Source organism: Pectobacterium sp. IFB5596, assembly GCF_021432585.1.
Taxonomy (GTDB): Bacteria; Pseudomonadota; Gammaproteobacteria; order Enterobacterales; family Enterobacteriaceae; genus Pectobacterium; species Pectobacterium punjabense.
This window is the reverse complement of the sequence record NZ_LXFY01000005.1, coordinates 84,855-109,588: the sequence shown is the minus strand read 5'-3', so window position 1 is coordinate 109,588 and position 24,734 is coordinate 84,855. Positions and strand designations below refer to the sequence as shown.

At 53.9% G+C, this 24,734-nt stretch carries 17 protein-coding genes and 1 pseudogene; 14 read left to right on the top strand and 4 right to left on the bottom strand.

Translation table 11 applies throughout. From position 1 onward, the window contains the following. Nucleotides 1-35 precede the first annotated feature (35 nt). Nucleotides 36-2,369 (bottom strand): Tex family protein, encoded by a 2,334-nt coding sequence (locus A6301_RS06930; protein ID WP_234257414.1) that lies wholly within the window; start codon nucleotides 2,367-2,369, stop codon nucleotides 36-38. 317 nt (nucleotides 2,370-2,686) lie between these two features. On the opposite strand from A6301_RS06930, the gene A6301_RS06925 reads away from it, so the two are divergent. Further along, on the top strand, nucleotides 2,687-3,970 hold the full coding sequence (locus tag A6301_RS06925; RefSeq protein WP_234257413.1) for a citrate synthase: 1,284 nt from the start codon (nucleotides 2,687-2,689) through the stop codon (nucleotides 3,968-3,970). 113 nt (nucleotides 3,971-4,083) lie between these two features. On the opposite strand, the gene A6301_RS06920 is transcribed toward A6301_RS06925, so the two are convergent. Beyond that, on the bottom strand, nucleotides 4,084-5,751 hold the full coding sequence (locus tag A6301_RS06920) for a methyl-accepting chemotaxis protein (protein ID WP_234257412.1): 1,668 nt from the start codon (nucleotides 5,749-5,751) through the stop codon (nucleotides 4,084-4,086). A gap of 332 nt (nucleotides 5,752-6,083) precedes the next feature. Further along, on the bottom strand, nucleotides 6,084-7,799 hold the full coding sequence (locus A6301_RS06915; protein WP_234257411.1) for a lysophospholipid acyltransferase family protein: 1,716 nt from the start codon (nucleotides 7,797-7,799) through the stop codon (nucleotides 6,084-6,086). 351 nt (nucleotides 7,800-8,150) lie between these two features. On the opposite strand from A6301_RS06915, the gene A6301_RS06910 reads away from it, so the two are divergent. From A6301_RS06910 to greB, 3 genes are read left to right on the top strand one after another with little or no spacing between them, the layout of a single operon-like run. After that, on the top strand, nucleotides 8,151-8,489 hold the full coding sequence (locus A6301_RS06910) for a helix-turn-helix transcriptional regulator (RefSeq protein WP_107168911.1): 339 nt from the start codon (nucleotides 8,151-8,153) through the stop codon (nucleotides 8,487-8,489). Continuing rightward, complete coding sequence (locus A6301_RS06905) at nucleotides 8,479-9,774, top strand: type II toxin-antitoxin system HipA family toxin (RefSeq protein ID WP_234257431.1); 1,296 nt, start codon at nucleotides 8,479-8,481, stop codon at nucleotides 9,772-9,774. The genes A6301_RS06910 and A6301_RS06905 overlap by 11 nt, the downstream gene beginning before the upstream one ends. Then, entirely contained in the window at nucleotides 9,771-10,250 is a 480-nt protein-coding gene (gene greB, locus A6301_RS06900; protein ID WP_107168910.1) for a transcription elongation factor GreB, read from the top strand. Before A6301_RS06905 ends, greB begins: the two co-directional genes overlap by 4 nt. Nucleotides 10,251-10,318: 68 nt before the next feature. Here greB and A6301_RS06895 read toward each other — a convergent pair whose 3' ends face one another. Beyond that, nucleotides 10,319-11,206 (bottom strand): CoA ester lyase, encoded by an 888-nt coding sequence (locus A6301_RS06895; protein ID WP_234257410.1) that lies wholly within the window; start codon nucleotides 11,204-11,206, stop codon nucleotides 10,319-10,321. 250 nt (nucleotides 11,207-11,456) lie between these two features. Between A6301_RS06895 and A6301_RS06890 the strand changes: the two genes are divergently transcribed. The 10 genes and pseudogenes from A6301_RS06890 to envZ all read left to right on the top strand — a co-directional run bounded on the left by A6301_RS06890 (nucleotide 11,457) and on the right by envZ (nucleotide 24,600). Continuing rightward, nucleotides 11,457-13,358 (top strand): IucA/IucC family siderophore biosynthesis protein, encoded by a 1,902-nt coding sequence (locus tag A6301_RS06890; RefSeq protein ID WP_234257409.1) that lies wholly within the window; start codon nucleotides 11,457-11,459, stop codon nucleotides 13,356-13,358. Between the two features lie 82 nt (nucleotides 13,359-13,440). Continuing rightward, on the top strand, nucleotides 13,441-15,636 hold the full coding sequence (locus A6301_RS06885) for a TonB-dependent siderophore receptor (RefSeq protein ID WP_234257408.1): 2,196 nt from the start codon (nucleotides 13,441-13,443) through the stop codon (nucleotides 15,634-15,636). A 39-nt stretch (nucleotides 15,637-15,675) separates the two neighbouring features. Continuing rightward, entirely contained in the window at nucleotides 15,676-17,079 is a 1,404-nt protein-coding gene (locus A6301_RS06880) for a Y4yA family PLP-dependent enzyme (protein WP_234257407.1), read from the top strand. Between the two features lie 13 nt (nucleotides 17,080-17,092). Continuing rightward, entirely contained in the window at nucleotides 17,093-18,109 is a 1,017-nt protein-coding gene (locus tag A6301_RS06875) for a PLP-dependent cysteine synthase family protein (protein WP_107168905.1), read from the top strand. Nucleotides 18,110-18,119: 10 nt separating this feature from the next. After that, a pseudogene (locus A6301_RS06870) lies at nucleotides 18,120-19,278 on the top strand (NAD/NADP octopine/nopaline dehydrogenase family protein). Between the two features lie 37 nt (nucleotides 19,279-19,315). Beyond that, the gene (locus tag A6301_RS06865) at nucleotides 19,316-20,566 is read left to right on the top strand and encodes an MFS transporter (protein ID WP_234257406.1); all 1,251 of its coding nucleotides are present in this window, start codon (nucleotides 19,316-19,318) and stop codon (nucleotides 20,564-20,566) included. After that, nucleotides 20,559-21,719 (top strand): ABC transporter substrate-binding protein, encoded by a 1,161-nt coding sequence (locus A6301_RS06860; protein WP_234257405.1) that lies wholly within the window; start codon nucleotides 20,559-20,561, stop codon nucleotides 21,717-21,719. Before A6301_RS06865 ends, A6301_RS06860 begins: the two co-directional genes overlap by 8 nt. Nucleotides 21,720-21,781: 62 nt before the next feature. Further along, nucleotides 21,782-22,192 (top strand): ParB N-terminal domain-containing protein, encoded by a 411-nt coding sequence (locus tag A6301_RS06855; RefSeq protein WP_107168901.1) that lies wholly within the window; start codon nucleotides 21,782-21,784, stop codon nucleotides 22,190-22,192. Nucleotides 22,193-22,522: 330 nt separating this feature from the next. Then, a complete protein-coding gene (ompR, locus tag A6301_RS06850) occupies nucleotides 22,523-23,242 on the top strand; it encodes a two-component system response regulator OmpR (RefSeq protein ID WP_005969424.1) in 720 nt (239 codons plus the stop codon). Further along, nucleotides 23,239-24,600 (top strand): two-component system sensor histidine kinase EnvZ, encoded by a 1,362-nt coding sequence (gene envZ / locus A6301_RS06845; protein WP_107168900.1) that lies wholly within the window; start codon nucleotides 23,239-23,241, stop codon nucleotides 24,598-24,600. The genes ompR and envZ overlap by 4 nt, the downstream gene beginning before the upstream one ends. Nucleotides 24,601-24,734: the final 134 nt, after the last annotated feature.

Here is a 24,734-nt window from a genome sequence, read left to right as displayed (position 1 = left end):
AGGTCAGGGATTTTTAAATAGTAGAAGAACGGGGATTAACGCTTTTTAAAGGCGGCGGCCAGTGCATCACCCATCGCGCTATTACCTGTAGCAGGTGCACTTGCTGGACGGGGGCGTGATTTACCTGCTGGCTGACGCGGTGAGGTCGTGTTATCAGTGCGGGCATTGCCACCGCCACGGCGCGATGACGTCTCACCCGGCTGCTCATCAAGCCGCATCGTCAGTGCGATGCGCTTACGTTGCAGATCCACCTCCATCACTTTCACTTTCACGATATCGCCTGCTTTCACCACTTTGTGTGGATCGTCGACGAAATGGTCGGCCAGCGATGAAATATGTACCAAGCCGTCCTGATGGACGCCGATATCCACAAACGCGCCAAAGTTGGTGACGTTGGTGACTGCGCCTTCCAGAATCATGCCCGGTAGCAGATCGTTTAAGGTTTCTACACCGTCGGCGAAGCTGGCGGTTTTAAACTCAGGGCGCGGATCGCGACCTGGTTTTTCCAGCTCTTTAATGATGTCAGTCACCGTCGGCACGCCGAAACGTTCATCGGTGAAATCCGACGGTTTCAGGTTACGTAGCGCGTTTGGATTCCCCATTAGCGCCTGCAACACCTGCTCGGTTGCGGCCAGAATGCGTTCTACGACAGGATAGGCTTCCGGGTGAACGGTGGAGGCATCCAGTGGGTTATTGCCGTGATTGATACGCAGGAAGCCCGCGCATTGCTCAAAGGCTTTTGGCCCCAGACGGCTGACTTTCAGCAACTGCTCGCGGTTGTGGAATCGGCCATTCTCATCACGCCAGGTCACAATATTTTGCGCCATCATACGTGTCAGCCCTGCGACACGTGTCAGCAGTGCAACGGAGGCGGTATTGAGATCAACGCCGACGGCGTTTACGCAGTCTTCGACCACCGCATCCAGTTTTTTCGCGAGTTGGCTCTGGCTTACGTCATGCTGATACTGGCCTACACCGATGGATTTCGGGTCGATCTTCACCAGTTCTGCCAGCGGGTCCTGCAAACGACGAGCGATAGACACGGCACCGCGCAGCGACACATCCAGATCGGGGAATTCCAGCGCGGCCAGCTCGGACGCGGAGTACACCGACGCACCGGCTTCACTGACGATCACTTTCTGCGCGTTGATCTCTGGGAACTGTTTCTGCGTATCGAGGAAGAAACGCTCGGTTTCACGCGAGGCGGTGCCGTTGCCAATCGCTACCAGCTCAACCTGATGTTTACGGCACAGCGCGGCGATTATTGGAGCCGCTTTAGCCGCCTGACCGGTGTGCGGATAAATCGTATCGGTCGCGACCAGCTTGCCAGTGGCATCCACCACCGCGACTTTTACGCCAGTACGCAAGCCGGGATCGAGACCCATCGTGGCACGCATACCCGCCGGAGCGGCCATCAGCAGGTCGTGCATGTTGCGGGCGAAGACGTTGATGGCTTCGTCTTCCGCTTTCTCACGCACGCTGCCCATGAGCTCGGTCTCAAGATGTAGCAGCACTTTGATGCGCCACGTCCAGCTAATGACGGCGCGACGCCAGCTGTCTGCCGCTGCATTGCCTAGCCGCAGGTTCAGGTGGTCGATAATAATCTGTTCGCAGTAGCTCTCACGCGGCGCTTCTTCGTGCTGCGGATCGGCGTTCAGCGCCAGTTGCAGCACGCCTTCGTTACGGCCACGGAACATCGCCAGTGCGCGGTGTGAAGGCACCTGAGCGATCGGTTCGTGATGATCGAAATAGTCGCGGAACTTCGCGCCGTCTTCCTCTTTCCCTTCCACGACGCGGGAAACCAGATGGGCGTTTTTCCACAGATAGTGACGCACTTTCGCCAGTAGCGTCGCGTCTTCGGCAAAGCGCTCCATCAGGATGTAACGCGCGCCGTCCAATGCGGCTTTCACGTCCGCTACGCCTTTCTCGGCATCGACATAAGCCTGTGCCGTCAGCTCCGGCTCCTGGCTTGGGTCTTGCCATAGGCTATCGGCCAACGGTTCCAGACCGGCTTCAATCGCGATTTGTCCACGGGTGCGGCGCTTAGGTTTATACGGCAGGTAGAGATCTTCCAGCTCGGTTTTACTCAGCGTGCCGTTAATGGCGGTGGCGAGCTGCGCGGTTAACTTTCCCTGCTCATCGATGGATTTCAGAATAGTCTGGCGCCGGTCTTCCAGTTCACGCAGGTAACCGAGGCGTGTTTCGAGCTGGCGCAGTTGAGTGTCATCCAGTCCGCCGGTCACTTCTTTACGGTAACGGGCGATAAAAGGGACGGTATTTCCTTCGTCCAGCAGGCGGACTGCGGCGTCTACCTGCTCCGTGCGCGCCTGCAATTCGTTGGCGATAATGTGGCTTAATGAATCATTCATGGGTCTGATATCAGTCGTCATCAAATGAGTGGAATAAACAAGTGAGGACAGTTATACGGATTGAGCGTGCAAAATGCCAGCCGCTGCCATCTGGAAAGCGTGGGCGATCTCGCGCTGTTCAGCGCAACAATCTTTACCTAAATCAATATTCCGTCAGATTCTTGCAACCCACTCACGATTTTAGCGTATGAAATACGTTGGCTTGTTTCTTTGTAAATTGAGTGTTGTTTTGATCAGGGCGTGTAGCACGGGATGACCTATCCAAAGCCCGTGAGAGCTGAAGGAACAACATCATTATTCGGGCAGGAGAAAGGTTCATGACAGTCAGAACGTCCACGTTGACGGCAGAAGGGCAGGCGAGTATTGCGCTGGAAATGCGTTCCGGCGTACTGGGGAAAGAGGCGGTGGACATTCGCCCTCTCGGTGAACACGGGCTATGCAGTTATGATCCTGGCTTTGCCAATACGGCAGGATGCAAGTCGGCGATTACCTATATTGATGCAATGAATAGCGTATTGCTACATCGGGGCTTCCCTGTCGAACAGCTTGCCGAGCAGTGCGATTTTACGGAAGTCTGTTACATCCTGCTGCATGGCGACGCGCCTTCTGCGGAGGCCTATGCGGAATTTGCCAACAACATTACCCGGCATACGCTGGTTCATGAGCAAATTACCCGGATGTTCAGCGGTTTTCGCCGTGACTCTCATCCGATGGCGCTGATGTGTGCGGTGGTAGGGGCGTTGGCCGCGTTCTATCACGATGTACTCGATATTCATAACGAGGAGCACCGCGAGCTAGCGGCAGTGCGACTGCTGTCAAAAATGCCGACACTGGCGGCGATGTGCTACAAATACTCCATCGAGCAGCCTTCTGTTTATCCGCGAAATTCCCTCTCCTATACCGGCAACTTCCTGCACATGTTGTTTTCAGTGCCGGCGGAAAAATATGAAGTCAATCCGGTGTTGGAACGGGCGATGAACCGCATCCTGATTCTGCATGCTGACCACGGTCAATGCCCGTCTACGATGGCGGTTAGAGCGTCTGGCTCTTCCGGTGCGAATCCGTTTGCCTGCATTGCCGCCGGGCTGGCATCGATGTGGGGTCCGCTGCACGGCGGGGCGAATGAAGCCTGTATGCGCATGCTGGAAGAGATTAAAACGGTCGATCGCGTGCCTGAATTTGTACGGCGAGCGAAAGACCGCTGTGATTCATTCCGCCTGATGGGGTTCGGTAACTCGGTCTACCAGCATTTCGATCCGCGTGCGGCGATTCTGCGTAAAACCTGCTACGAAGTATTAGGTGAGTTAGGTACGGAAGACAGCCTGTTACAGGTGGCGATGGAGCTGGAACATATCGCTATGACCGATGCCTATTTTCTAGAGAATAAGCTCTATCCAAGCGTCGATTTCTATACGTCGGTCATTTTGAAAGCGATGGGTTTGCCGCCATCAATGTTTACGGTCATTTCTACCGTTGGCAGGACGATCGGTTGGATTGCGCATTGGGATGAAATGCACAAACAGAAGGACATCAGCATTTATCGCCCGCGGCAAATTTACACTGGGCAGCCGCGCCGGGACTATGTTTCTCAGAAAAAATAGTGTTTCTCAGAAGAAATAGCGTTTCTCAGAAGAAATAATGCTTCTCAAAGGAAGGGCTAGTACGATTGCCCCCAGATGCCGATGTTGTGGCATCTGGGGGCAGGAGAAAGACGCTAGAATTTTTCCCAGTTATCCTGCGTGTTACCGACTGGGGCTAGCGCTAAGCGAGCCGGTTGTGCTGTCTTTGCCACCGGTGTTGGACGGGCTGCTGACATGCCTCGCAGGTGGAAATGGTTCATGAGAGTCACCAGATGGGCAGACTGTTCGCGCAGGCTGGTTGCTGCATTGGCAGACTCTTCCACCAGCGTTGCGTTCTGCTGTGTGACCTGATCGAGTTGGTTAACCGCATCATGAATTTGCGCAATGCCGGATTCCTGCTCTTGCGTGGTTGTCCCAATCTCGCTGATTAACGTTGCGGCATTGCGTGCCTGATTGACCAGCTCATCAATGGTGCTACCCGTTTCTTCGACCAGACGGTTGCCTGCTTCGACTTTTTCGACGCTGGTATTGATCAGTACCGCAATCTCCTTAGCGGCAGAGGCGGAGCGCTGTGCCAGCGAACGGACTTCTCCGGCGACGACGGCAAAGCCGCGGCCCTGTTCGCCAGCGCGGGCGGCTTCAACGGCCGCATTCAACGCCAGAATATTGGTCTGGAAGGCGATACCGTCAATCACGCTGATAATATCGCGAATTTTATGCGAACTGGCGGAGATCTCTTTCATCGTCACAACGATATCGCTAATGGCCTCACCACCCTTCGTCGCCGTTTCGCTGGTTTGGCTGGCGAGGCGGGTGGCGTTACGCACGGTATCCGCATTCTGACGAATCGCCTGGCTCATTTGCTCCATCGAGGCGGCGGTTTGCTGCAAACTGGCAGCCTGCTCTTCTGTACGTTGGCTGAGGTTTTCACTGCCAGCAGCGATCTGGCTTGAGCCAGAAGCAATCGCTTCACTGCTTTGTCGTACCTGTTCGACGATATTTCCCAAGCTATTACTCATATGATGCATGGTGGCTAACAGGCTGCTGTGGTCACCCGGTTTTATATCGATGTCGACGGCCAGATCGCCCTCGGCTACATGCCGGGCAACGTGGGTTGCGTACAGCGGCTCGCCGCCCAGCTGTTTTTTCAATGTACGGGTAATCAGCCATGCCACGACAGCGGCCATCGCGGTGGCAGCAAGGGAGAGAATCAGCATGATAACGCTGCCGGATTGCGCATCATTCTGCGCACGGCTGACAATCTCATTGGTATCCTGCTGTTGTGAGGCTGTCATCGCATCCAGCACTTTGAATAGCGCATTTTGCGCGGTTTGCATCTCGTTAAGAATAATGGTGCTACCCCGCTGGCGCTGTTGTGGGTCGGTGGATTGCACCAGCTCCATGGCTTTTAAAAAAGCGGCAAGGTACGGTGGACGCGTGTCCTGAAACTGTTTCAACAGTGCGCTGGTGCCTTCGGTATCTAACTGTTGGCCGAGTTTTTTCAGATTGGCGGTGTTGCGGGCGATTTGTTCGTCAACAAACTGTTTTTCCTGCCGAATTTTCTCGGGGGCGGTGCTCAGTGCAATATTGCGGATAAGACGGGCATTGGCATCAAAACCGGCTTTAACCTCTTGAATGAGTAGCATGTTGGCTAACGTGGTGCCGGAAAGCCGGTTGATGTCGTTACCCAGCCCAACCAGCTGGAGTCGTCCGAAGAATGCGACCAGCAAACTGATGATGATAACCAGAGTAAATCCCATACCCAGCATGTTACCGAGTTTGATTCTGTTCAGCATATTCATAAACATCCTTAATTTTTTGACATGCTACGAAGGCACAAAGGAGGGGGCTTGCTATCGTAATTGATGCAAGTAATGACAGGGTTTTATTGCCATGTTTTTCATTTTCGGGATACATCGTCGACTCCCGTATTTAAAAACCTATAGATAAGAATATCTTTAATATCGGCAGTAAAAGCGTTCGGTTGATCACGTAAATTACGGCGAGAGGGATTTCGTATGAAATGTGTGATCTGAGAGACAAAATACGGGTTATTTTGATGTTGCCGAGTGGGGAATGCGGGAGGAACGGAGAAGTGGTGCGTTAGCCCTTCAGAGGCGAACGCACCGGTTAATCAAGAGGCTTTATCGCTGATAAAAGGGGCGATATAGCGCTGATAGCGTGATGTTTTCAGCTGTTGCAGGTCGACAAGCACCAGGCCGTCAATGCAGTTATTGAAGTCGGGATCGATGCCAAAGTCGATAAACCGCACGCCTCCCGGTTCACACAGCTCCGAATACTGCTTGTAGAGCGTTGGAATGGCGCACCCCATATTGCTGAGCATGCTTTTCAACCGTGTGAGATCCTGCTGATAGTCTGTTCCTTCAAACTGCTTCAGCACGTCAGGCAGCGATGCCGGATAAGGTCGGCGCGAGGTTGCCAGCGGCTGGTCAGGCGTGAAGTGCAGGCGGTAGAACGCAACCAGCAAATCGCGTGCATGAGGCGGCAACGTGCCAGAAAGTGACACCGGACCAAATAGATAGCGGTGTTCTGGATAGCGTGCCAGATAAGCACCAATACCCAGCCAGAGATAATCCAGTCCGCGTTTACCCCAATATTTGGGTTGAATAAAACTGCGCCCCAGTTCAATGCCTGACGCCAGTATTGGGTCCATTTCGTCGCCGTACTGGAACAGGCTGTGGCTATAGAGGCCGCTTTTCCCTTTTTCAGCGATCAGGTTTGCCGTTGAGACAAAGCGATAAGCACCGACAATCTCTAGCTCGCGATCGTCCCATAGGATCAGGTGCATATAGTCATCGTCATAGCTGTCCAGATCGCGGCGCTGGCCTGAGCCTTCGCCCACGGCGCGGAAAGCGATTTCACGCAGGCGTCCGAGTTCACGCAACAGCGGTACGTAATCCTCTTCACCGCGCCGATACAGATAGACCACTTTGCCATCCGGCGTGGTGCCCAGCGTTTCACACGCTGACAGCGCACGTTTCAGCAGCACACGATCTTCGGCCAGCGCGATGGGCTTCTCACCTGCAAAGCAGCCGGGTTTTCCTTGTCCCAATCGATAAACGTGTCGCCGGAAGCGGGCTGCCAGATCGTTGGCGTTCCATTCGCCCTGGCTCCAGGACGTATAGGGAATTCTGGCACCGATACGCAGCTTGAGTGTTTGTCCGCGTTGGCCGAACATTTCTCTGACCAGCAGGAGGGTGGACAGCGGGCGATAAACCATGGAAGAGAGATAGAACAGCGCACTGTTACGTCCTCCGATATGAATCGGAACCACGGGCGCACGGGCTTTGCTCGCCATGCGGATAAAGCCATTATGCCAGTGGCCGTCACGAATCCCTTTCAGGCTGGCGCGTGAAACCTCACCTGCCGGGAACACGATGATCGCGCCGTCACTTTCCAGATGCTGCTGGATGGCGCTGATTTGCTGGCGTTTGGTGCGGTTATTGAAGTTATCGACGGAAAAAAACAGATTTTTAAGTGGGGCGACATAAGAGAGGAGCTGGCTGGCGACGATGCGAACATCGGGCCTGACGCTGGCGACGGTGCGCAGTAGCGCCAGACCGTCCAGCGAACCAATCGGGTGGTTGGCAACCAGCACCACCGGCCCCTGACTGGGGATATTTTCTAAATCCCCTTCGACCATTTCACAATTGAAATTGAAGTAGTCAAGAATCTGTTCGACCAGATCCAATCCTTTCAAATGCGGGTAACGCCGGGCAAATTGCTGCATTTCATTTTCAAATAGCAGAGAACGCAAAACCGTTTTCTGCCAGGGTGGCGTATGGCGATGCGGGGCAAGATCTTGCAGAATGGCGTCTAAGCTAAACATAAATCGTTCTCCGTAGCTCTCCGTGGCTAAAAGTACGGGATAGAAATGACATATTTATGTCTGTTGATAGATTATTAGCCAAAATTGTAAATCTGTGTAATGAACGCGTGATTTTTGCGTGCTATTACCAACCCAGCCTGCCGATTAGCTGTGGAAAAAGCGCGCTAGGACAGGTTTTTGCCGCTGTTATTCAATGCAGGGGGAGGTGTGTTTCATTAATAAGGCATAGTTTAAAAATATGACCTATTAATAGAACAGTAGTCTTGTGTTTCCTTCATTATAGACGCATCATGTTCTATAAATAGGTGTTAGGTATATGTTATGCCCCATTAATGGAACAGGAATATAGCGATGGCGAAACCTTCTGCTCGAACATACTCTCGCTACAGCCGTGATGCCGCTCGTTTACTGGGGTTGATGCTTCGCAGCGCGAGGATTGAACGTAATATGACGGTAGAAGAATTAGCTGAACGAGCGGGCGTATCACGAGGTTTGGTCTATCGCGCGGAGGAAGGAGATATGGGATGCTCAATTGGTGCGGTTTTTGAGTTGGCGACCCTTGTTGGTGTGCCTCTTTTTACCGCAGATCAATCCGCAATGGCTCTTCATATTGCAAACACGGAGAAAACACTCTCTCTTCTACCGCGTGCTGTACATAATTCCAAAAAGATCGTGAATGATGACTTCTGATAACGCTGTCGGCAAAGCCTACGTGTGGATCTGGTTGCCTGATGCGACGAAGCCCGTTGTGGCTGGTTTATTGAGCCGGGACGGCGACCGACTTATTTTCAATTATGGTCGTCACTATCTGGAGCGAAAAGACGCGATCCCTATCTATGAACCTGAACTGCCGTTAATGCGTGGTGCTATCCCGCCAGCAGCGGGCCTATGGCAGGCGAGTGCATTACGCGATGCCGCACCTGACGCGTGGGGGCGACGGGTTATCCTTAATCGACTCATGGGGGCCAGAGGCAGGGGAGCGGATAGCGGTATGCTGGATGAACTGACATACCTGCTTGAGTCAGGCTCAGACAGAATTGGCGGGCTTGATTTTCAAGCATCGCCAACAGAGTATGTCCCGCGTTCAGCCCAAAATGCTTCTCTTGAAGAGTTGATGCTGGCTGCAACCATGGTGGAAAAGGGGGCTTTGCTGACGCCTGAGCTTGATCAAGCACTTTTCCATGGGAGTTCGTTAGGTGGCGCTCGGCCGAAAGCGATGATTGAAGATGAGAACCATAAGTTTATCGCAAAATTTTCATCCTCAACGGATACCTACAACGTCGTTAAGGCCGAATACATTGCGATGCGACTGGCTGCGAGTGTTGGTTTAAATGTGGCTCCGGTGCACTTTCGGCAGACGGCGGGGAAGGACGTGATTCTGATAGAACGTTTTGACCGTACGAAAGTAGAAGATGGCTGGAAACGTAGGCTGATGGTCTCTGCACTGACGCTTTTCGGCCTTGATGAAATGATGGCGAGATATGCGAGCTACGAAGAATTCTCGGATATCATTCGGCAACGCTTCGACGAACCGAAAGCGACGCTGCGCGAGCTGTTTGGCCGTCTAACCTTTAATATCATTTGCGGAAACACCGACGATCATGCCCGAAATCACGCGGCATTCTGGGATGGTCGCGCTCTAAAGCTGACACCAGCCTATGATATCTGTCCGCAGAATCGGGCGGGTAATGAGGCGACGCAGGCAATGTTGATCACTGGCGAAAACAGGATGAGTAATCTCTCCCTCTGTCTGGAGGCCGCTCCTAAATTTCTTCTGGGTGAAGCTGAAGCTATTGAGATCATCATGCATCAGATAGAAACGGTGCGTGCATGCTGGGAAGACATCTGTGATGAAGTCGTATTAAGTGAAGTGGACCGCAAGCTGTTTTGGGGCCGTATGTTTCTCAACCCTTTTATTTTTGAAGGTACGCCGGACGTTGTACGCACTAAAGCGCTAGCGGGGTTACTGACTTGAAAACCAATCTGATTACCCGCGAGGGATATGACAAACTGCGGGCTGAGCATGAACATCTCTGGAATGTAAAGCGTCCGGAAATTACCAAAATCGTTTCCTGGGCAGCAAGCTTGGGGGATCGCTCAGAAAATGCGGACTATACCTACAATAAGCGTTTGTTACGCCAGATCGATCGCCGTGTGCGCTACCTGAGAAAATGTCTGACGGAATTGAAAATTGTCGATTACTCACCGCAGCAGGACGGCAGTGTATTTTTTGGTGCCTGGGTCGAGATCGAAAATGAGCAGGGTGATGTGAAGCGCTTGCGGATTGTCGGCCCGGACGAGATCTACGGTGATAATAAAGACTATATCTCGATTGACTCCCCGATGGCGCGTGCGATGCTGAAAAAAGCGGTTGATGAGGAGTTCACCGTGAATACGCCAGAGGGGCCGCGCGAATGGTTCGTTAATTCGATTGATTACGTTAAGTCATAAGCGTAGCCCAGCTTACGCCGGGCGGATTTATCGCTGACCTGAAAAGTGCGACGTCGCCTGAAGCTGGTTTAGTCATCTGCATTTTGCGATCGCAATAGTTGCCTGGCCTGCTCAATGACGGGTAAGTCAACCATCTCGCCGTTTATCTGAAAAGCGTAGCTATGTTCGGCCGCTTTCAACACCTGTTTTGCCCAGTCTATTTTGCTGCGATCTGTCGCGAAAGCCTGCTGAACGGCATCGATCTGCGAGGGATGGATACACAGTTTGGCTGAGAACCCGAGCGAGCGTGCGTGCAATGCGTCAGTTAACACCCGCTCGTGATGCGTGAAGTCGGGATTGACGCAATCTATTGGCGGCGGCAAGTCGGCCAATCTGGAAGCTAATACAATACGGCTTCTGGCATACAGCAAAGCATATAGGGATTGATCGCAATGGATATCGAGTGAAAAATCCAGTGAACCGAATGCGACCCTTTCTATGCCTGCGGCGCAAATTTCCTCTACGTTATGCAACCCCCGTGCTGTTTCAATAATCGCAATAATATTCACATTTTCTAGTTTATTTTTATTGCGATTTATCATTTCCCTCGCGTCATTCAGCATTTCTGCGGACTCTATTTTAGGTAAGACAATTTCCCAATTGACTACTTTATTTCTTAATTTTTCGTTACGTCTTAATCCCTCTTTGTTATTGAGCTTATTCAGGAACTTGATGTCTTCACTAAACGCTATTGAGCCAAATTTATTTAAACGTATATATTTTTTGCAATTTACATCAGAGACGGCAGTATCTTTTTCATACCACTGAATAATATTTTCTCGGGCTTGGTTCTTTTCATCAGGATGAACAGCATCTTCTAAATCAAATATCACGGCATCGGCACCGCAGTTAACAGCATGCTGAAAGCGACGGGGTGCATTACCGGGTACGAAGAGATAGGTCTTAGCGTATTCCATGCTGCTCTCCTTCTGTTAATTAATTGATTTAAGATAATTTTATTAAAATGTAACTAATTAATTGCGAATAAGAATGATACCTATTTACATTGACGTTAATGGTATGCTAGCTTTCCGTTCATTATTTTTCAATCTATCTATCACGACATTTTTATTATGTTTCGGGATGTGTTAACCCGAGTCCTAATGACACCTTTTTATACGTTACTGCAATTAATTATTACTTGTTTTATCGGTATGAGGAGTGGTTATGAATATCAAGGTAGACGCAGTTAAGCACAAGGATATACATCAGATTCCAGGTGATTTTCTCTCTGATTATTCAAATAAAAATGCGTTGAGGCGATTGATTCGTTGCTTTTTTGCTGAAGGAATTCTGAATAGAAATGACCTTATTTTAAATGGGGTTAATTCCAGGTCAGCAACGCTTGTTTTACGAGATGGAAAAGGGGAGGTGAAATTTGATGATATTTATCTAGCCCCGGCAAATACCTATATTAATAATGGAAATATTTCTCTCATTCATTCAGATGGGACATCTTTTCCCGTCAACGGTCACGAGCGGTTGATTGATGTACTCCGCGATAGTTTTGATTTCCATCCTGAAGAAAGCGGCATTAATGGCTTGAAAAGAGATGTGGCTAACAGCATCCGTAATGATACGAATGCCCGGCGCTATCGGTGTCAATGGCGTGCTGAGGTGGCTGAGGCCATGCGACAGGATGGGCAAGAATATTTCACGCAATGGCTGCGTCGGCAGCGAAGTATTCGCGATGCCGCCATGTTTCTCGATCAGTGGGGATCGCTGGAAGGGCATCCCTACTACCCGACCTGGAAATCTCGTCCGGGCCTGAGTGACGAAGACGTCCAACTGCTGTCACCCGAATTCAATGCCCGTGTACCATTGCGTATTACCGCACTACGCCGTGATATGGCGTATGTGGAATGTATGCCACATGTCGATGATTTTCATCAGTGGTTTGCTCAAGCGTTCCCGGCGCTCTGGCAGGACTGGAAGCAGCGCCTGAATCAACAGGGGCTGGATGAGGCGCAATGGCTCCCGCTGCCCATCCACAGTTGGCATTTGGAAAACTGGGTGAAATCCCACTACGCGGACGAGATCGCCGAAGGGATTCTGCTTACCGACGGCCCCGATCTCATCACGCTTCCGGGCATGTCGTTTCGTACGGTTTTGCCTGTTGAACCGCCTTCTTCCCCCTTCATCAAACTGCCTGTCGCCATCTGGATGACCAGCGAAATGCGTAGCCTACAGGCGAAATCGATCCACATGGGGCCGCGCATCAGCGCCATTATCGAGGCGATTCTGGTGCAGGAAGGGGGATTCGAACAGCGATTGGAATTTTTCCGCGAAGAAGCCGCTTTCCACTACAAGCACGCGGTTCATCAGGATGACGCGCCGGGCAAACACCTCTCTGTCGTTTTCCGCGATGCGCACGCCTATGAACGCGCTGACGGCGCGCTGCCCGTGACCGTCGCCACACTGTTTACGGCGCTGCCTCACCGCGACCAGCCGCTGTTCACCGAGCTGGTTACGCTTTCCGGGCTCGGCGCAGAGGCCTGGTTCCGCCAATACGTGCGCGCCGTTACTCGTCCTGTTATCGCTATCTATCTGCTGTACGGCATCGGGCTGGAAGCGCATCAGCAGAACAGCCAGATCCTCTTTTCATCTGAAGGTGTCGCGCAAGGGCTATTAATCCGTGATTTCGGCGACGGGCGCACCTACGCACCGCTGCTGCGTCAGCGCGGCCATCATCTGCAACCCTACGTCTGGCCCGGCATTCTGCCCACGGTGTTTGAAGACGATATCGAACCCGTGCGGATGTTTGTCGTTGATGCCTGCTTTGTCAGCCACCTGCACGAACTGGCGCTGGCGCTCAGCGCGGAATACGGCTTTGCCGATGCCCGGCTGTGGCAGGTGATGAAGGAAGAAACTGCCGCGGCGTTTGACGCGGTGAAGTCGCGCGTTGATGGCGATCTGTGGCAGACCGAACGCGACATGTTTTTGACCCAGCCCTGGTATACGCGTTCGCTGCTGCGCATGCACATTCAGGAATACCGCGACTACCGAATTCAGCATGGTCTGAGCAATCCCTTCCTCACGGAAGGGGAAGAAACCCGCATCGGATCGTGATGTATGGCGATGCTCCTGCCCCACAGGCTGAAAAACGGGAGCATCTTTTTCACTCCTCATTTTGAGATGGATAACTTTGTTGATGAACGCTAGGAAGAACTTCACTCCACCTACCGGGAAGACTCGTTTTCCTATTCCCTCCGCGTTGGCCATCGCCGTAACGGCTGTGCTAAGCGGCATCGCGATACCCGTGCAGTCGGCAACGGGCGAGCGCGATGATTCCACTATCGTGGTCGAAGCCAAAGACGCTGAGGCTGCGCAGGGGCTGGTGGCGGGCGGCATGTCGGCGCGTGCGTCCAGCACCGGGCTGCTGGGCAAAAAGGACGTGATGGATACGCCATTTAATGTCAGCAACATGACCTCATCGTTTATTGAAAACAAGCAGGCGCAGACGCTGGGGCAGGTAGTCGCGCATGACGCCTCGGTGCGAGTCAGTAGTTCGCAGGGCGGTCTGCTGGATTCTTATTACATCCGCGGTTTCCCGCTCAACGAAGGTAATCTGAGCGATATCGCCATGAATGGTGTCTACGGCGTCGCGCCCAACTACCAACTGATGACCGACTACATCGAGCGGGTGGAAGTGCTGAAAGGGCCGTCGGCGCTGCTGTACGGGCTGTCACCTAACAGCAGCGTGGGCGGCGTGATTAACGCCGTCACCAAACGCCCGACTACCGTCGGCAATCTGACCCGCCTCACCACTAGCTGGCAGTCTGATTCTCAACTCACGCAGCATGCGGATATCTCCCGCGTTTATGCGCTGGACAACAACAACCTGCTCGGCGTGCGTTTTAACGGCAATTACGGTTACGGCGACACCGTGTGGGACGGCAGCGACAAGCGCACGCAGGTCGGCGCGCTCGGGCTGGATTTCTCATCGGAACGCTTCCGCGCCACGTTGGATCTCATCACGCAGCACCTGAAAACCCGTGCACCGTCCAGGCCCTATTCGTTTGCAGCGGGTGTGACCGTGCCTGACGCGCCGGATGGTAATACCAATATTTCCCAGCCGTGGGGGTTCTGGCATTCCAAAGACCAGTCGGTGCTGCTGCATACCGAATACGATTTGGCGGATAACGTCACTTGGTTTACCGATTTAGGTGGTTCCAGCGCACACGTGAGCCGACTCTCGGAGCAGGTGCCGCAGGTCACGAATAATAACGGCGATGTGAGTTCTGCTGTAGGGAATTATCGCTTTACTACCAGCCGCTACACGCTGGCGACTGGCGTTCGGGCAGATGTGGAAACGGGCTCGGTGACGCACAAACTGTCGGCACAGACCAGCTACTATCGCGATCGTCAGGCGACCGGTATTGGCAACGGAACAGCGATTAACTCGAATATTTATAATCCGGTTTCTTCACCCGTACAGAATGTCGCTGCGCCGCCAAGTGTGTATAAACGCTCTTCCACCGCGCTGTCAGGTATCGCATTGGCGGATACGCTCGGCTTCTGGAACGATGCGCTGCAAGTCACGGGTGGGCTGCGCTATCAGCAGATCAAGTCGGATAACTTTGTTCCCGGCAATAGCGCACCTTCATCGTCCTACGACAAAAATGCGATCACGCCGATGGTGGGTGTGGTAGTGAAGCCTTGGCAGCACGTCTCGCTCTATGCCAACTACATTGAGGGGCTGAGCAAAGGGGATATTGCGCCAGCAAATGCAAGTAATCCAGGTCAGGTGCTGTCGCCGTATAAGAGCAAACAGTACGAAGCTGGGGTGAAAGTAGACGCGCTGGGGACGATCTCCACGCTGAGCGTTTTCCAGATCACCAAACCGAGCGGCGCGTTAGCTAACGGACCGGGCAGTGAGTTTATTGAGGCTAACGAGCAGCGCAATCGGGGTATCGAACTGGATGTGGTCGGTTCACCGCTGGAGGATCTACGTCTGACGGGCGGCGTGATGCTGCTGGATGCTGAACTGACCAAAAGCGTGACGCCGGGTGCGCAGGGCAAGCGTGCACCGGGTACGTCGCGTTTTCAGGCGAACGCCGGCGTGGAATATGACCTGCCGTTCCTGCGCGATCTGACATTGAACGCCAACGTCACCCATAACGGGAAGCAGAACGTCAACACCATCAATACCCAGTCTATTCCTTCCTGGACCACCGTTGATTTCGGCGCCCGTTACAAGACGCGCATCTATAACGCACCGACCACGTTCCGAGCAGATGTCCTTAACGCTTTTGACCACAACTACTGGTCTGGCGTGACGTCGTTCAGCACGGTATCGCAAGGAACGCCGCGGACGCTGATGCTGTCCGTGGCGGTTGATTTCTAAGGGCATGCGTTTTCAGGAACCGAACGTTAGGAGATAGCAATGAGCAACCTGTTTAGCTTTGCCGCAGCGTCTTCCCACTCTGTTATGCAGGCACACTGGCCTGAAAGACTGACGCCTTATCTGGATAGTGAGATTGAGCAGTTCCTTTTCGACTCGACCCAGAGGTTGTCATGGCTGGTTGAACAGTATGGGTCTCCGCTGAATATTGTCTGGCCGCACACCGTGGCTAACAATATCGCGGCATTGCGAACCGTGTTGCAGCGTCACGACGTGGACTGCCGCCTGTACTACGGCGCGAAGGTGAACAAATCGCCGGGGCTGGTACAGGCGGCGGTTAATGCGGGTGTTGGCGTGGATGTTTCCAGCCTACAGGAACTGAACGATGCGCTGCGGGCAGGCGGCGATGGCGCACGACTGTGTGCCACCGGCCCGGCAAAAACGCGTGAGTTCCTGACGGCGCTGGTTCATCACCGTGCGCTTATCGTGCTGGATTCACCGGAAGAGTTCGACGAGGTGCTCGCGCTGGCGGATTTGCTGCGCGTGACGAAGCCGGTGCGCGTACTACTGCGCTATCGCCCATCGTTCGCACAGGCTAGCCGTTTTGGCATGTTGGCCGATGAGGTCGAACGTTGTCTGGAGGCGTTGAGCGTCAGGCAGGATGCGCTGCGTTTAGAAGGCTTCCATTTCCATCTCGGCGGCTATGAGCCCGATACCCGCGTGGCGGCATTCGCCGAGCTATTGCCATTACTGGAGCGGGCGCAGTCCCGGGGGTTGCAGCCGGTCATTATTGATATCGGCGGCGGATTGCCGATTCAATATCTTTCGGCTTCACGCTATCAGGATTATTTAGCGCAGCAGAATGCGGCGGATTACCGCCACGGTCAGGTGCCGACCTCGTTTTACCCGTACGGCGGCGAGCGTTCGGCAGCCGACTATCTTGAAGCATTCCTGCCCGGCTCAATCGGACAGAACCGCGTAGCGGACGTGCTCAAGCAGCACGGCCTGATTCTGGCGATTGAGCCGGGACGCAGCCTGGCTGACCAAAGTGCGATTACCGTGTTTCGCGTCACGCGCACGCGCCGCCAGCCGGATGGCAACCACGTCGTGTTTGTGGAAGGCAGCAGCTTTAGCGCGTGTGAAACCTGGTTTAACTCTGAGTTTTTGATTGATCCTCTGCATGTTTTTTCCGTCAAAAAAGACACGCCTCTGGTGCCGGGCAAATCCTGGATCGCCGGACACAGCTGTCTGGACGACGATGTCATTACGAACCGATTGATTCATTTTCGAACCGTGCCGCAGCCAGGCGATTTACTGATTTACGCGAATACGGCGGGATACCAAATGGACCTGCTGGAGAACGCGTTTCATCGGCATCCGCTGCCTGCGCGCCTGTGCGCTTTCAAAGGTAAGAAAGGTGAGCTGATTTTTTCCAGTGATAACTGAATGGAGCAGAACCATGATCCTGAGTAAAGTAACTGATTTGATTGGTAATACGCCCGTTATACACATTCCCGTTCCCTATGGGGACACGCGTTTGTTTTTAAAAGTGGAGAAGAACAACCCCGGTGGCAGCATGAAGGATCGCATGGCGAGAAATATGATTGTTGCCGGACTGAAGTCAGGGAAAATCCGCCCCGGTGGCACCATTGTCGAGTCGTCATCGGGTAATACCGGTATCGGACTGGCATTGGCGTCGATCGAATACGGTCTGCGCTTTATTGCCGTGGTCGATCATCATGCGGCACCGGACAAAATTGCCATCATGCGCGCGCTGGGGGCGGAAATTCGCTATGTCTCCGGTGATTATGGCGAAGATGAGGTGGCGGTAGTGGAACGTCAGCGTATGGCGGCGCAGCTGGCACAGGACATTCCCGGTGCGGTGTTTATGAATCAGTCGGACAATGCGGCGAATGCGGGCGGCTATGCCGATCTTGTCCGCGAGCTGTTCAGTCAGATTGGCAAGATCGACGCGTTTGTCGGTTGCGTGGGCACGGGGGGATCGATGACCGGTATTTCTCACGGCCTGAAGGTGCACAACCCGGATATTATGACCATTGCCGTTGAACCGGTGGGTTCCATCGTCTTCGGCCACCCCGGCAAACCCTACTATCAGTCCGGCACTGGTACGCCAGCGGGGGATACGGTGGGACTGGTGCTGGATTACAGCTGTATCGATTGCGGTGAGCAGGTTTCGGATTCGCAAGCATTTGAAACAGCACGCTATATCGCACGCCACTACGGTCTGCTGGTTGGCGGCTCGACCGGCGGGGTGATCTATAAAGCGTTGGAACTGATCTATCAGGATCGTATCGGTGGCAACGTTGTGTTGGCGATCGCCGACGGCGGTGAAAAATACCTGCATACGGTGTTTAACGAAGAGTGGCTGGCGGCACGTAATCTGACGGATAACAGCGTGTGGCACGATCTGGATCGCTGGCTGGGCAACGCGATTTCTCTGGAGCAGGCAAGTTAAGGAGCCAAGGATGAGCGAATCGCTAAGTGCACAGCCGCTTAACGTGGTGATTTGCGGGGCTGGCAAGACCGGCCATCTCGCCACGGTGCTGTTTAAGCAGTTACCGGACGTCGAGGTGACGCTGTTGGGCAGCCATCCCCGTCTGCTGGCAGCCTACCAACAGCACGGTAAACGGCTACACGCGCTGCTGCCGGATGGCGAGGTACTGACGGCTACGCCAGACTGCGTGACCTGCGATCCGGCGGAAGCCTGCCGTGATGCCGATGTGGTTATCATCACCGTTCCCGCTAACTTCCGCGCTGATATTCTGGCGCGGATCGTTCCCCATTTACCTGCCAACAAACCGGTTTACGTTGGCGCAATTCCCGGTTTTTTGTGGTTTTGACTGGCTGGCCGAACGCGAGCTGGCCGCTTGCCCAAATGCAGTGATTTGGGGAATGAAGGATGTGGCGCACATTGCGTTTGATTTGCTGCCGGGTCAGTCGATCAAGATGGGGGGTGAAAAATCCACGCTGTATGTTGCCACCCATCGGCGTGAAACCGCTGCGAGCCAGCAGGCGCTGATGGCGCTGCTGCAACGGCTCTATGCTGCGCCCGTTGTGCTCTTGCCGGATTATTTGGAGATCACGCTGACGCCGGGTAACCCAATTATGCACAGTGCGGTGATTTATGGTCTTATCGGCCCCTACGGACAGTGGCATGCCCGGCCTTTCCCGCAGCCGCTGTGCTGGTGGAATGATTGCCCGGAACTCGGAGCCTATTATCTGGAACGTATGGACGAGGAGAACCAGCGGCTGTGTGCGGCGCTGGAGGCGCGGCTTAGCGTGCAGTTGGGTTCGGTACTGCCGCTCAAGCAGGAGATTATCGATGCTTATGGCGAGCAGATTGCCGATGCGCACACGATGCTTTCCGTACTGCGCACCAATCAGGCTTATCACGGCATCGGTCTGCCGTTGCGAAAACATGATGCTGCTGGGTACGTGTTTGATACGCAGCATCGGGTGTTTCAGGAGGATATCGCCTACGGCCTGAGTCTGTTGGTGACCCTTGCAGAGAACTTGGCGGTTAGCGCCCCGTACATTGAGGAAGTCTACCGGTGGTGCAGCGATTACATGGGAACATCGACGCAGGATCGTCCCGACTATTTCCCGCTACAGTGGCTGAAATGAGACGGGGTGACGCTGTGAAAGCAGAAGGAGCTGGCGCATGCGCTTGAGCGGACAGGTCGCGTTCATCATCCACTTTATGTTTGTCGTACAGCTAGTGGCGATGGGGGCGATGGAGATGAGCGGGCCGTTTTGGCCGCTGCATCTGGAAAGTATGTCATCGGGTGCGGAACTGAGTCTCGCGGGGATTGCCGTATACGTCGGGCCGATGCTGGGCATTATGCTGACCAGCGCTTTCTGGGGACGGATGGGCGATCGGCTGGGCAATAAAGCCATGATGATCCGCGCGCTGTTCGGGCTGGCGTTGACCCAACTTGGGCTGGCGTGGGCCAATGATATCTGGACGATCGTCGCGCTGCGTTTTATTCAGGGTGCCTGTGCGGGCTATATTGCACCCGCGCAGGCGTACGGCGTTGCGGTGGTCAGTCCGTTACAGCGCACGCGGCTGTTTGCCTGGCTTCAGGTCTCCACCAACGTGGGATCGCTAGTGGGAGCGATTGTCGGTGGGCTGATTCTCGATTATCTGAACTTCTTCTGGATCAACCTGAGTGCCGCGATCCTCTGCGCGCTGTGTGGCATCACTGTGGCGCTGTTCCTGCCGCATGTCGTCCCGGCGGTGCCAACGACACCGTCTGCGGACGTGCAGGCGAAAACCATTTCCCGCAGGCGGCTCTGGGCGCTGTCGCCGATCCCCGGTCTGCTGCTGATTTCTGGCCTGCTGCTGGCTAGCCGCATGATTCCGCAAACGCCGTTTTCCCTCTACATGGACGGCTTCTTTCAGGTGGATAAGTGGGTTATCGGGCTGTGTTATGGCTTGCAGGCGACCGGCGTGATTGTCTCCGCGTCGCTGTGGGCGCGCTATTTTGAAAATCTCTCGCTGTCGCAGACGCTGAGCCGTCTGTGCGTGGTCATGCTGGCCTGCGCTATCGTGACATTGACGGCCGCTACGATCCTGAATATTGCGATTTTCATCCCGCTTTATTTCCTGTGGGGCGTGCTGTTGGGGGCAACGACGCCCGTTCTGATGGCGCTGATTTCCCGCGCGGCTGGTGCCGGGCAGCAGGGTTACATACTCGGCGTGGCGCAAAGCGTCAGCCAGTTTGCCTCGATTCTGGGCATTGCTTTGGGCGGATTGGTTCTCTATTCCCCCGGATTACGTTCGCTGTTCTTCTGCGTTGGTGCCGCGTATCTGGTGACTTTTCTCGTCTCGCTGATGCTACTACGACGCCTGCGGATACAGGTGGAAAAACATGACTCTCTCTCGACGAAGGGAAATATCGAAAATGTGTAATTGTTGGATGCGGCAACATTGCCGTCGGTTATTGCTGAGTGCGCTGTTGATGGTCGGTCTGTCGCCGCTGGTGGGGCTGGCTGAGCAAACTGCGCAAACCTCAACTGTCATCAAAGATGTGTTGGGGCGTGAGGTGAGAGTCAACACACCGGTGCAGCGCGTGATGTTGGGCGAGGGGCGTCAGCTTTATCTGGTCGCGATGCTCGACAGGGAAGATCCGGCAAAAAGAATTGTCGCCTGGCGGCGCGATCTGATTCAGTCCGATCCGGCAACGTGGCACCAGTATCGTGACCGCTTCCCTCAACTGGCAAAAATACCGACGTTTGACGGCACGGAAAAGGGCACGTTTGATGTGGAACAGGCGGTATCGCTCAAGCCAGACGTGATCATTATGAACATTGAGGCGCAGCGGGCGATTGTCGATGCGGGCTACGATCGGATATTGGACAGCGTTGGCATTCCTATTGTGTATGTCGACTTCCGCTATCACCCGCTGGAAAACACGGCGCCGACCTTGCGCCTGTTCGGCAAGCTGTTCCATCAGGAAGCGCGTGCCGACGCGTTTCTCGCATTCCGTGAGGCGCAGCTAAAACGCGTTTCCGATGTGCTAGCGGCGAAAAAACCGCGTTCCCCGCGCGTGTTTATTGAGCGACTGGGGGGGTACACCGATGAGTGCTGCCTGACGTTTGGTCGGGATAATTTTGGTAAATTTGTGCAGTTGGCGGGCGGCGACAATGTGGCAGCGAAAAATGCGCCGAATACCTTCATGCAGATGCATTCTGAACAGGTGATTGTGGAAAACCCGGAAGTCGTGGTGATCACCAGCGGCAACTTTGAAGCCTTCGTTCCTGGCGGGCGCTGGATTGGGTTAGGGCCGGGACAGGATATGACGGAAGGGCGCAAGCGGCTTGAATGGTTCATGGGGCGTCCGGCCTATACCAACAGCATTGCTAAACAGAAGCGCGCATTCCATGCCATCTGGCACCAGTTTTACAACGGCCCCTATGATTTCATTGCGATTCAGCAACTGGCAGAGTGGTTTCACCCAGATTTATTCCGCGATCTCAATGCAGACGACACCTTCCGCCAGCTTCATGAGCAGTTTTTACCGGTTGACTACCAGCCGGGCTACTTCGTCAGTCTTACGCCGTAAATGAGAGTCAGCTCCGGCGTTACGTCGGCGCTGCGCGTAACCGTTATGTTAGGAGGTGGAGAATGTTTGACAGTATGACCTACCACATTGCCCTTACGCCCGTGCAGTTCTTGTTGCCCTCGGAAAATGTCGATATGTCGAACGTGGAATGTCTGATGGAGGATATTTGCCGCTGTGGTTGCTGGACGACGCCTGTGCCGATAGAGAAAGAGACGGGGATTATCATGGACGGCAATCATCGGCTGCGTGCGGCCACCGAATTGGGGTTAAAGCATATCCCCTGTGCGCTGCTCGATTATGACGATCCTCGCGTGGCTGTTTACCATTGGAAAACCGGCCAGCCTTTTTGCAAAAATCTGATTATGCAGACGGTTGTGACGGAAAAGAGCCTATTTCCTTATAAAACCACGCGTCACCTTTTCCAGCCAGCGCTGCCGTCAGTGCGTGTTGTACTGGATGAGCTGATGCGCTAATCACGGTTAGGTGTTAACCGCTACGCCGCCGCCCTGAATCCGGGCGGTAACGCCTTCTCGCCTTTCTTTTCTCCAGCTTTTGCCGCCACAGTGCCTTTTTATTGGCTACGGCGTTACTATAATCTTCGTAAACGACAATCTTCGCTAACCACAACCTGCGTAAATCGCCGATGATTTCATGACTGACAGCACAGGAAATGATTGATTACACGAATTTTAATATGCTTTGTAACAATTTTGCCTAGAATGTATACCAGAAACGACTGTCAGTAATTCGTGTGTTTCTGAACAATAGCAGCGTCGGCGCTATTACGCCTTTGGAGAAAGAGAATGCAAGAAAACTATAAAATTCTGGTTGTAGATGACGACATGCGGTTGCGTGCGCTGTTAGAACGTTATTTGACCGAACAGGGTTTTCAGGTACGTAGCGTAGCCAATGCTGAACAGATGGACCGTTTACTGACTCGAGAATCCTTCCACCTCATGGTGCTGGATCTGATGCTGCCGGGCGAAGATGGGTTGTCCATCTGCCGTCGTTTACGCAGCCAGAGCAACCCGATGCCGATCATTATGGTGACGGCGAAGGGGGAAGAAGTGGACCGTATCGTCGGGCTAGAAATCGGCGCGGACGATTATATTCCTAAACCTTTTAACCCGCGTGAACTGCTGGCTCGCATCCGTGCGGTGCTGCGCCGTCAGGCAAATGAACTGCCGGGCGCGCCGTCGCAGGAAGAAGCGATTATCGCGTTTGGCAAATTCAAGCTGAATCTGGGCACGCGCGAAATGTTCCGTGATGACGAACCGATGCCGTTAACCAGCGGTGAATTTGCCGTGCTTAAAGCGCTGGTAAGCCACCCGCGTGAGCCGCTGTCTCGCGATAAGCTGATGAATCTGGCACGTGGCCGTGAATACAGTGCGATGGAGCGTTCCATCGACGTACAAATTTCTCGCCTGCGCCGCATGGTGGAAGAAGATCCGGCGCACCCGCGTTATATCCAGACCGTGTGGGGTCTTGGCTACGTATTCGTCCCGGACGGCAGTAAGGCATGATGCAATGGCGCTTTTCTCCGCGCAGCTCATTTGCACGGACGTTGCTACTGATTGTCACGTTGTTGTTTGTCAGTTTGGTCACCACCTATCTGGTGGTGCTCAACTTTGCCATTTTGCCGAGTTTGCAGCAGTTCAATAAAGTGCTGGCATACGAAGTAAGAATGCTGATGACGGACAGTCTGCAACTGGAAGATGGCTCCACGCTTGAGGTGCCGCCTGCGTTCCGACGTGAGATTTATCGCGAATTGGGTATATCGCTGTACACCAATGCGGCGGCGGAGGAAAGCGGCCTGCGTTGGGCTCAGCACTATAAGTTTCTGAGCGATCAGATGGCGCAACAGTTGGGCGGTCCGACAGATGTACGGGTCGAGGTCAGCAAAAATACGCCAGTGGTGTGGCTGAAAACCTGGCTGTCACCCGATATCTGGGTGCGTGTTCCTCTCACTGAAATTCATCAGGGCGATTTCTCGCCGCTTTTCCGCTATACGCTGGCGATTATGCTGCTGGTGATTGGTGGCGCATGGCTCTTTATTCGGGTGCAAAACCGGCCTCTGGTTGAGCTGGAACATGCGGCTTTGCAGGTCGGTAAAGGCATTATTCCACCGCCGCTACGTGAGTACGGCGCTTCTGAAGTGCGTTCCGTGACGCGCGCTTTTAACCAGATGGCCTCCGGCGTGAAACTGCTGGCCGACGATCGCACGCTGCTGATGGCGGGCGTCAGTCATGACCTGCGTACGCCGCTGACGCGCATTCGTCTGGCGACCGAAATGATGGGCAAGGAAGATGACTATCTGGCGGAGTCGATCAATAAGGACATTGAGGAGTGTAACGCGATTATTGAGCAGTTCCTCGACTACCTGCGCACTGGTCAGGAAATGCAGACGGAAGTGGCCGACCTGAACGCGATTATGGGCGAGGTGGTAGCATCGGAGAGCGGCTATGAACGCCAGATTGACAGTGAGTTTGTTACCGGTGAACTGTTGGTACGCATTAGCTCGCTTTCGATAAAACGTGCGGCGCTGAATCTAGTGGTGAATGCGGCGCGTTATGGTAACGGTTGGATCAAAGTCAGTACCGGACGTGAACTACAGCGCGTGTGGTTTCAGGTAGAAGATGATGGGGAAGGCATCGCGGCCGATCAATTACAGCACTTGTTCCAACCATTTGTTCGCGGTGACAGCGCACGAACTACCAGTGGAACAGGGTTGGGCTTGGCGATCGTGCAACGTATTATCGATGCGCACAATGGCGTGCTGGATGTCGGCACGAGCGAACGCGGCGGACTCTGCGTCCGCGCGTATCTGCCGTTGTTATCGGAAGCCTCTGTAGTGGATAACGGTGCCGCAAAAGAGTCATAAGCCTAATGCCGATCGTTTAAGAACCGAGATACACGGAGCTACCACGGGGCGAGGTGTCCCTGCGGGAACCTCATCCCCGTGTTTCTCCTAAAATGAGGCTTAGGCTACCAGCGTTAGTCATAAGCCTCTTTTTA